Annotated in this window: 7 protein-coding genes and 1 tRNA gene; 3 read left to right on the top strand and 5 right to left on the bottom strand. The window is 38.5% G+C overall.

Annotated elements, in window-relative coordinates; translation table 11 throughout:
• Positions 1–768 precede the first annotated feature (768 nt).
• The 3 genes from ACIR131C_RS0105515 to ACIR131C_RS0105505 all read right to left on the bottom strand — a co-directional run bounded on the left by ACIR131C_RS0105515 (position 769) and on the right by ACIR131C_RS0105505 (position 2,252).
• Complete coding sequence (locus tag ACIR131C_RS0105515) at positions 769–1,317, bottom strand: thermonuclease family protein (RefSeq protein WP_028089391.1); 549 nt, start codon at positions 1,315–1,317, stop codon at positions 769–771.
• Positions 1,318–1,331: 14 nt separating this feature from the next.
• Complete coding sequence (locus tag ACIR131C_RS0105510) at positions 1,332–2,123, bottom strand: TrmH family RNA methyltransferase (protein ID WP_028089390.1); 792 nt, start codon at positions 2,121–2,123, stop codon at positions 1,332–1,334.
• Positions 2,124–2,170: 47 nt separating this feature from the next.
• Positions 2,171–2,252: transfer RNA gene (locus ACIR131C_RS0105505), tRNA-Leu, on the bottom strand.
• A 308-nt stretch (positions 2,253–2,560) separates the two neighbouring features.
• Here ACIR131C_RS0105505 and murA point away from each other — a divergent pair.
• Entirely contained in the window at positions 2,561–3,880 is a 1,320-nt protein-coding gene (gene murA / locus ACIR131C_RS0105500; RefSeq protein ID WP_035371542.1) for a UDP-N-acetylglucosamine 1-carboxyvinyltransferase, read from the top strand.
• A gap of 302 nt (positions 3,881–4,182) precedes the next feature.
• Positions 4,183–5,280: a Gfo/Idh/MocA family protein gene (locus ACIR131C_RS0105495; RefSeq protein WP_028089388.1), complete on the top strand. Its 1,098-nt coding sequence runs from the start codon at positions 4,183–4,185 to the stop codon at positions 5,278–5,280.
• A gap of 445 nt (positions 5,281–5,725) precedes the next feature.
• On the opposite strand, the gene ACIR131C_RS0105490 is transcribed toward ACIR131C_RS0105495, so the two are convergent.
• Both ACIR131C_RS0105490 and ACIR131C_RS0105485 read right to left on the bottom strand, forming a co-directional pair.
• Entirely contained in the window at positions 5,726–6,577 is an 852-nt protein-coding gene (locus tag ACIR131C_RS0105490; RefSeq protein WP_028089387.1) for a universal stress protein, read from the bottom strand.
• A gap of 412 nt (positions 6,578–6,989) precedes the next feature.
• Positions 6,990–7,928, bottom strand: a complete 939-nt coding sequence (locus tag ACIR131C_RS0105485; protein ID WP_028089386.1) for a glycosyltransferase family 2 protein — start codon at positions 7,926–7,928, stop codon at positions 6,990–6,992.
• Between the two features lie 137 nt (positions 7,929–8,065).
• Between ACIR131C_RS0105485 and ACIR131C_RS0105480 the strand changes: the two genes are divergently transcribed.
• Entirely contained in the window at positions 8,066–9,265 is a 1,200-nt protein-coding gene (locus tag ACIR131C_RS0105480) for an argininosuccinate synthase (protein WP_028089385.1), read from the top strand.
• The last annotated feature ends 268 nt before the right edge of the window (positions 9,266–9,533 follow it).

The following is a 9,533-nucleotide window of genomic DNA, read 5'->3' as shown; positions in this document are numbered from 1 at the left end:
CTTGCGGGGAGGGGGTTGGGGGTGGGGTTCTTGTACCTCATAACATCGGGAAGTGCTGTAAGTGTTCAACCGGACATGATATTATCTTGACCTTTCACTAGTCATGGCACACAACATAAGTTAACCTATTTGTCAATAGTATATTTGTTCTACTAGTCAAACCACATAATTTTGCTGAATAATTTTTCCCCAATTGACTCTTCAAAACCACTGCTAATTTGTAAAGTTTTGTATTTTTTTTGAAAATTGATCTCTAAAACCATTGTAAATAAAGACTTTTACAGATCATCTTTTTCGCAGGGTGCAAAATTGACAATATTAACCCAATTGTGAAATTCTCAATAATTCTAGCAAATCGCCGAAAGTATTGCAAGCTCGTTACTAAATAAAAATAATTCTCAATTAATTATTAAGAAAATCTAAAGGTGAATTTTCCTAAGTTATGAATATTAAAAGTATTATTGTATTTATATAAGTTTTAATTATAATTTATTGTGAACTCATTCATACGTAGTGATAACGGAAACAATAAACTCAAAGCAGACTAGGAAAAGAGGATTTTATAGAGATTCTTTAGAATTATATCTGTATCAGCGTTTAAAATACGTTTCTACATGAGAGTTATTTACTTAACGTAAGTTACTAGTTAGGGAAAATGTGATCATCAGGATATCCAAAATTAAAGGATGAACAGGATGAAAACAGAAAATTACTCACCAATTACCAATTACCCATTACCAGCCTCAACTAGATAACTAGCAACTTGAGTTACTTATTTGCTTGTCTATAATTCCAAGGATTAACAAATTTGCTATCACCCCAAATGCCAGTTCTTTGTTGTCGGGCTTCTGCCTCGACTTGTTTTAATATATTCTGACTGGGACATTTATTTAAATAGCGATGATATACTTTGGCTAACCCTTCTTTTAACAATATTTGCTGTAAAAACGTGCCATCTTTTAACCGCACTTCGGCTATTTTTCTGCCATAGGAATCGCTATCTGTAATATTTAACTTTACACGATTGTCTGTTTGTTTAATCAGTTCCTCTATCCGTGTTTTTGCTTTCATACCCCAAGCAAACTGATTCACATCTTTGCTAATTTTACTCCTCTTTTCTTGCTGAGAATGGGGTATTTCTGGAGCATCAACACAAGCAAACCGCACGGTGAAATTTTTGCCATCTGCTCTTTTTAATAGCAATGTATCACCATCACTGACCCGTTCCACCAGATCACCCGGAGCGGTAAACCAACTATCACAGGCTAGTAAACCAAAAGTCATCATCGCCGCACCTAGTCTTAACCTTTGTTTCATAAAAATCAGCAATATCAGTATCCATGGCCATAAATTCTTTGTCTGTGAGCTTCATATAACATTAAAGCAGCAGTAACCCCCACATTTAAAGATTCTACCCCAGGACTCAGAGGAATTTTCACCTGAATATCTGCTAAAGCAGTCAAATCTGTTGATAACCCTGCTCCTTCATTGCCCAATAATATTAAACTAGGTTTGCACCAGTCCACCTGCCAATAAGTCAAATCGGCATTAGGTAATGTGGCTACTACCTGCATTCCTGCTTGTTGATTTTCCTTAACAGTAGCTTTCAAATCTTGACTGACAGCCATGTTTAAACGAAACCATTGACCAGCAGAAGCTCGTAAAACCTTGGGATGATCTAAGTCTACACTATCGGCGCTCAACCATAAACCTGATGCCCCAGCAGCGGAGGCCGTACGAATCATAGTTCCCAAATTACCAGGATCTTGGACAGTTTCTAAAGCCAGAACTAAACCTGTGGAAGGAATTTTTTGAAGTTGTGCTTCTCGTTGAGCGATCGCTACTATCCCATCAGGATTAACAGTGGTGGCCATTGCTGCTAAAACTTCTGGGCTGACAATTTCTGTGCGATCGCAATGGGTACAAACAGTCTTCCATAATTGAGGATGGTTCATTTCCCATTGAGGAGTACAGCATACCGCATTTAACGGATAACCAACCGTACAAGCTTCCTCTAGTAAATGAGTTCCTTCCAATAAAAATAGCTGTTGTTTTTGCCTCTCTTTAGGAGAGTGTAACTTACGAACTTGCTTAACCAGGGAATTTTGTAAACTTGTTAACACAATCTTAGACTTGAGACTTCGGACTTGAGATAAATCCCAAATTGAGATGCGGAACCCGGGACTTGAACCCGGAAGCCTTGCGGCACTAGAACCTGAATCTAGCGCGTCTGCCAATTCCGCCAGTTCCGCTGACATTCAATCTTATTCATAGATTAATATTTTTGCATAACTGTTGGTATTTGTCAAGAAAAAAATGGCAGCATAGAAAAAGTCATAGAAAAAAATTTTTCCCTTGCGGCTAATCTGCATTTTTGCAATTAACTTTCCTGACTGCATGATAAAATTTAACGACCTTATAGCCTTAACATAGCGAAAAATTTTTCTAGCTTCATCAAGCTGGAGAATTGTTAATTTAGAATCAAAACCAACATCAAACCTTTATAATTACGTATTTTTTTGGAGGCAGGCTTATTAATTCTTCTAGCAGCTTACCAGAGATGAAGTCCTCACTGGCAGCGGACTCCTCAGTCTTGCAAATCTGTGGTGGATATCCTTTGGCAGGTCATGTAAAAATTAGCGGAGCGAAGAATTCCGCACTGGTAATCATGGCGGGAACTTTACTATGTTCCGGTGATTGTCGCATTCGTAACGTTCCTTTATTAGCGGACGTGGATAGCATGGGACAAGTCTTATCAGCTTTAGGACTACGTTTAAGTAGAGAAGATGATATTTTAGATATTGATGCTCGTGAAATTACTACATCTAAAGCCCCTTATGAACTTGTTACCCAACTACGAGCCAGCTTTTTTGCTATTGGTCCAATTTTAGCCCGGTTAGGAGTAGCACAGATGCCCTTACCAGGTGGTTGTGCTATTGGTGCTAGACCGGTAGATTTGCACGTTCGGGGACTGCAAGCCATGGGTGCAGAGGTGCAAATTGAACATGGTATTTGTCATGCTCACGTTCCCGGAAATAAGGGCAGATTAAGAGGCGCGAAAATCTATTTAGATACTCCCAGTGTCGGAGCGACGGAAACCTTAATGATGGCTGCTACCCTAGCAGACGGGGAAACTATCCTAGAAAATTCCGCCAGAGAGCCAGAAGTCGTAGATTTAGCCAATTTCTGTAACTCCATGGGCGCGAAAATTCAAGGTGCAGGAACAAGTACAATTACTATAGTTGGTGTACCTGAATTACACTCTACAGATTATACTATTATTCCTGACCGGATTGAGGCTGGAACATTTTTAATTGCTGGAGCAATTACCCGCTCTGAACTACTTCTATCCCCGGTTGCACCTGATCATTTAATTCCCGTCATTGCCAAATTACAGGAAATAGGTATATCAATTATTGAAGAAGGTCAGGATTGTTTACGGATTTTGCCCGCTAAAACCCTGAAATCAGTCAATATTGATACCTTGCCCCATCCCGGTTTTCCTACGGATATGCAAGCACCTTTTATGGCTTTACTAACTTTGGCGGAAGGTGATAGTATCATTAATGAATCAGTGTTTGAAAATCGCTTGCGTCATGCTTCTGAGTTGAACCGCTTGGGGGCAGATATTCGTGTCAAAGGTAACACTGCTTTTGTTCGCGGCGTGCCAATGTTGTCGGGCGCACCAGTGATAGGTACGGATTTAAGAGCTTCCGCAGCTTTAGTTTTAGCAGGGTTAGCAGCATCAGGAACAACCACGGTTCAAGGACTACAACATTTAGATCGAGGTTATGACCGTATTGATATGAAGTTACAGCAATTAGGAGCAAAAATTATGCGTGTCAATAAAGCATATAAAGATGCAGATTTACCCAGTTAAGATACTAATTCTCCAGCCTGAACTTCTATCCAGGTGAGAGAATTTTGTATTTACTAAATAGGTGAACGGAAAAAAACCGACATAACTAAAGTAAAGTTGCCCAAAACCTCTTTTCTGTTCCCTGTTCCCTGCCCTAACAGACAACTTATTCAGCAAGCCCTATTTACTAACTTAATGGCAATTGTTTTTACCTGTTCATTAAATAGCAGATTAATAACTTTCGCCATTGAGGTTTCTCAAAAGTCAATTATTTGCTACAATTGTTGATTAAATAACCTGAAATAAACTTCAAAAAATTAGATATGATTGGGGTAGCAATTGTTGGTACAGGATTTGGTCAAAAAGTACACATTCCCGCATTTCAAGCACATCATAATACTAAAATTGTCGCTGTTTATCATCGAGATATTCATCAAGCTAAAACTATTGCGGAAAATCACAATATCCCCCATGCTAGTGATAATTTAGGAGAAATTCTGGCTTTACCTGCTGTTGAAGCTGTGAGTATTTCTACACCACCATTTTTACACTATGAAATGGCCAAACAAGTTTTACAAGCCGGTAAACATCTTTTATTAGAAAAACCTGTAACTTTAAATGTCAATGAAGCCAAAGAATTATATCAGTTAGCAAAAAGTCAAGGTGTAATTGCTACTGTAGATTTTGAATTTCGGTTTGTTCCCCAATGGCAATTTTTCGCTCAACTTCTAGCTGGAAATTATGTAGGGAATATTCGGTTAATTAAAATTGACTGGTTGGGTTCTTCTCGTGCTGATGTTTCTCGTCCTTGGAACTGGTATTCTAGTCAAGAAAAAGGTGGTGGTGTCTTAGGTGCTTTAGGTTCTCATGCTTTTGATTATATTAACTGGTTATTCGGTGCAGTTGGGAAATTAAACGCTCATTTAATGACTGCTATTCCTGAAAGAATTAACCCTGCCACCGGTGAATTACAATTAGTTGATAGTGATGATACTTGTTTATTATCTCTAGAATTGGTTGATGGTACACCTGTCCAAGTCTGTATTAGTGCGGTTATTCATGCACCTAGAACCCATTGGATAGAAGTATATGGAGATAAGGGAACATTGGTTTTAGGTAGTAAGAATCAAAAAGACTATATTCATGGCTTTCAGGTTTGGAGTTCTCAACCGGGTGAACCTTTAAAAGAAATGGCCATTCCCCAGGAATTTCTCTTTCCTCAATATTATCATGATGGGCGGATTTGCGCTTTTCTGCGTGTTGTTGATGAATGGGTAAAAGGAATTACTAACAATACACAAACTACACCTGCTTTGCAAGCAGGGGTTTATTCCCAATTACTCATGGATTTATGCCACCAATCCCATGGTACAGGAAATTGGGTAAATGTGCCAAGTTTGGCAGAGTTTTTAAATGATTAGAAAATATGGCATGAACTGGTGGGAGTATGTATTTGAAACTAAATCCACAGACAATGATTATATCATGTCAGCCGAATCAATTATGATATAGTTCATCATTGTATTGCCTTTTCCCAATTACCAATTACCTATTACCACCCTCAACAGATATGATAAGTATTCAACTGGAGATGATATAGGAATAATATTTGATTTTCGATAGCTTGCGTGGCGTAGCCATACAAGACTCAGGAGGTATCAATTCTGTCTTTGCTGTTCCCTGTTCCCTGTTCCCTGTTCCCTGACCACACAAGTAAATTCACAGAATCAAACCCGATTCCTATATGATATCAGATATTGTTGGGATTTATGTACAAAACAACAAAAGTAGGGATAATTCATGAAATTGCCCCTACTAGACAAAAATCAGGTTTATGGCCACTTGACTTGATAGTCCCTGCAAGGACTAACCAGCAGTTCGCGCCAAAAGAACTGGACAAGTAGCATTAACACGAACATAGTCAGATAAAGACGCGCCTATAAGACGATCTATATCAACAAAACTCTTAGCAATAGATGGACGACGGTCTGGAGAACCAATTAATAATAAGTCTATATTCAACTCACTAGTCAAACGACAAATTTCTTCCCCCGGTTTACCACTGCTGGTAACACAACGCACTGCTACAGATTGTCTTTCTGCTTCAGCTAAAGCCATTCCTAACACAGAACTTCTTTCTGGTTTAAGATCAGTAATACCTGATAATTTGCCACCTAAATCTGTATTAACATTAGCTAAAATTAATTGTCCACCGACAACACCCCTAAGTATGAACAAAGCTAAATTTAAACAATTTTTGGCAGACTCAGAATTATCCATTGCTACCATAACGCGCTTAATGTTTTTGACATAAATATCATCTTTCACAAGCAACATGGGACGAGAAGACAATTGAAAAACGTACTGACTAACGGAATTAGATAAAATTGATTGTAACCGCTTCAGTCCTCGTGAACCCATAATAATCAAATCGGCATCTATTTCATCCGCGACTTGACAAACCATATCCTTGGGATCACCTTGACGCAAAATAGAAGAAACTTGGCTAGGATCTAAGTTTAAATACTGAATAGCATTAGCCAGAATTTTGCCACCTTCTTCCCATTTACTGGTCATGACAGCAGCAGTGCTTTGTGGAGTAACAACGTGAAGAACCGTTACCTTCGCACCTTGAAATGAAGGCATTTCTTTCAGGTTCTTGAGCATTTGTTCCGCTTGTCCCAAACCGGAGACAGCCAGTAAAATTTTTTGGATCATTTTTACGTCTTTGTCGTGAGGGTTGTTGTGTTTTTTGCTACTAGTATTAAGCCGTGACTGCGATACGTAAGCTATCAGAGTGTTTTTTCTGATTTGCTGAACGACCAAGTTAAGTATTTAGGCGTAAATGAACGAATTAGCAGTAAAACTAATACCAACAAGCAAAATAGTGATCAATATTAAGTTTCTTTACGCCTAATTACGTGAAGTTACAACTAGGTTGCCTATCATTAAGCATACAGCTAATTGTGTCTGATGAAATTAATAAAATATGATAGTCAGTAGGCATCTCCAAAAATTAAATATCTGATTCTAAGAATGAATGAACCACGAAGGAGCGAAGTACAGGAAGGAAAGAAGGTTTCAAAGATATTTTGCGTCAGTTATGTGAGTCCTGGACCGCTGCTTTGATTTATTTACTCTCTATTTGAACATAAGCTGCATAAACACTTTTCACGTTATACCAATTTAAGAAAATCCGCGCTACTTCTAGGGCTAGTTGTGGTTTACCTAAGTTAATCAACAATTGTAAAAAGGGAGACATAGTTCTTTCATTTAAAAGGCCATTTAAGGATAGAATACCCCATAATAAACGATGAAACCAAGTCATTTGAATCATCATTTTTACTTCCCAAGTGGGATGTTTTTGATAAAATAAAACTCCCATTTTTCCTCGTTGAATTTCCTGATCAATTAATTTGGGAATTTGTTGTAAACTAAATGGTGGATGCCAATGATAACCGACAGCTTCGGGACATTTAATTAGTTTTAAACCTAGATTTTTTAACCTGACACCTAATTCTAAGTCTTCCCAACCATAGAGTTGAAAACTATTATCAAATAACCCAGCTTTCACTAACCAATGTTTGGGAATAGCGACGTTACCTGTAGCAAAGAAAGCAGCGGAAAAATCTGTGATTTTATAAGGTTCTGCGGTGGGATTGATAAAATTGCAAGTATTAATTACAGCACCGTAGGTAAAAAAGCTGTCGCTTCCTAATTTCTCTTTTCCTTGTATCAAAGCATTTGTATGAGCTTGGAGGAAATTCGGTAAAACCACTAAATCACTATCAATAAAAATAATTGTATCACCACGGGCTTTTTCTACTCCTAAATTTCGTGCCGCAGCCGGTCCTGCATGATTCTGTTCAAAGCAGTGAACATGAGGAAATTCGTCTTGATGTAAATCTAACCAATTTAAAGTACCATCAGTAGAACCATCATCTACTAATACGATTTCATAACCTTCTATGTGGTTGTCGTTGCTTAACTGCTGTACCTCCAAAGCGCGGAGACACTTTTCTAAAATTGGTAAGCGATTATAAGTGGGAATAACAATACTCAAAAACACAGTTTTACCTAAAATACTATTGCTTGTATTGAGAATAAGACAAATATAGGCAAGTTACCGTTGCACAAAAAAAATATACGCTAGGTAAGTCAGATATAATAATGACTCATTCTTTGTTTTCCTGAGTGGAGAAATTCATGGGTCGCGCCAAAAAAGTTATTTTAGCATATTCTGGTGGAGTTGATACTTCCGTTTGTATTCCCTACTTAAAGCAAGAGTGGGGAGTAGAGGAGGTCATTACTCTAGCAGCAGATTTAGGACAGGGAGATGAATTAGAACCAATTCGAGAAAAAGCCCTGAAATCAGGTGCAAGTGAGTCCTTAGTAGCGGATGTTAAGGATATCTTTGTTAAAGAATACGCATTCCCTGCTATTCAAGCTAACGCCCTCTATGAAAACCGCTATCCTCTTGGTACAGCCCTAGCTCGACCTTTGATTGCTAAGATATTGGTAGAAGCGGCTGCAAAATATGATGCGGATGCGATCGCTCACGGTTGTACGGGTAAAGGTAACGATCAAGTACGCTTTGATGTTTCCTGTGCAGCCCTCAACCCTAATTTGAAGATATTAGCACCAGCCAGAGAATGGGGCATGAGTCGAGAGCAAACCATTGCTTATGGTGAGAAGTTTGGTATTCCCGCACCAGTGAAAAAATCCTCTCCCTTCAGTATAGATAAAAACTTACTTGGTCGCAGTATTGAAGCTGGTACATTAGAGGACCCAGCAAACGAACCACCCGAAGAAATCTATGAAATGACCAAAGCCATAGCTGATACTCCCAACGAGCCGGAATATCTAGAAATTGGCTTCCAAAATGGACTTCCTACCACCATTAACGGAACAGCAAAAAACCCAGTTGAGCTAATTGAACAACTCAATAAAATCGTGGGAAATCATGGTATTGGCCGCATTGACATGATTGAAAACCGCTTAGTCGGGATTAAATCACGAGAAATCTACGAATCACCAGCAATGGTAGTTTTAATTAATGCTCACCGTGACTTAGAAAGTCTGACTTTAACAGCAGATGTCAGTCAATACAAACGAGGTATAGAAGAAACCTATACTAAACTAGTGTATAATGGACTTTGGTATAGTCCTCTCAAAGCTGCCTTAGATGCTTTTATTCAACAAACACAGGAGAGAGTTTCCGGTGTAGTGCGTTTAAAGCTATTTAAAGGTAATGCTATAATTGTGGGTCGTTGGAGCGATAATACTCTATATACTCCTGATTTAGCAACTTATGGCGCAGAAGATCAATTTGATCACAAAGCTGCGGAAGGTTTTATCTACGTTTGGGGACTACCTACCCGCATTTGGGCGCAAGGTAATAAGTAGTAACATATAGGGTGTAGGGTGTAGGAATAATTAACTATTTTACTCATCACCCGTCACCAAATCAGGACTGACGCAACTGGTATAATATTCTAGATTGTAGTGAGAACTAAAGTTTCTCCCTGGGAGAGGTTACGAAAATAAGATCAGGGCTGAAGCCCTGACTACAAACATATCCTACAATGATTTTTTGTCACACTTGTGTAAGTCCGATGCTTCTAAAAAAAGGCTCTTGAGTAAATAATATCATGTCCGTTTGAACACTTACAGC

This window comes from Dolichospermum circinale AWQC131C, assembly GCF_000426905.1.
GTDB classification, from domain to species: Bacteria; Cyanobacteriota; Cyanobacteriia; order Cyanobacteriales; family Nostocaceae; genus Dolichospermum; species Dolichospermum circinale.
Note: the sequence above shows the minus strand (reverse complement) of the source record. Positions and strands in the feature narration are given on the sequence as shown.

What these genes read in the sequence shown, in the direction of transcription:
- ACIR131C_RS0105515 (WP_028089391.1), bottom strand. Translation starts at nt 1,317, where the DNA reads ATGAAACAAAGGTTAAGACTAGGTGCGGCGATGATGACTTTTGGTTTA.
- ACIR131C_RS0105490 (WP_028089387.1), bottom strand. Translation starts at nt 6,577, where the DNA reads ATGATCCAAAAAATTTTACTGGCTGTCTCCGGTTTGGGACAAGCGGAA.
- murA (WP_035371542.1), top strand. Translation starts at nt 2,561, where the DNA reads ATGAAGTCCTCACTGGCAGCGGACTCCTCAGTCTTGCAAATCTGTGGT.
- ACIR131C_RS0105480 (WP_028089385.1), top strand. Translation starts at nt 8,066, where the DNA reads ATGGGTCGCGCCAAAAAAGTTATTTTAGCATATTCTGGTGGAGTTGAT.
- ACIR131C_RS0105495 (WP_028089388.1), top strand. Translation starts at nt 4,183, where the DNA reads ATGATTGGGGTAGCAATTGTTGGTACAGGATTTGGTCAAAAAGTACAC.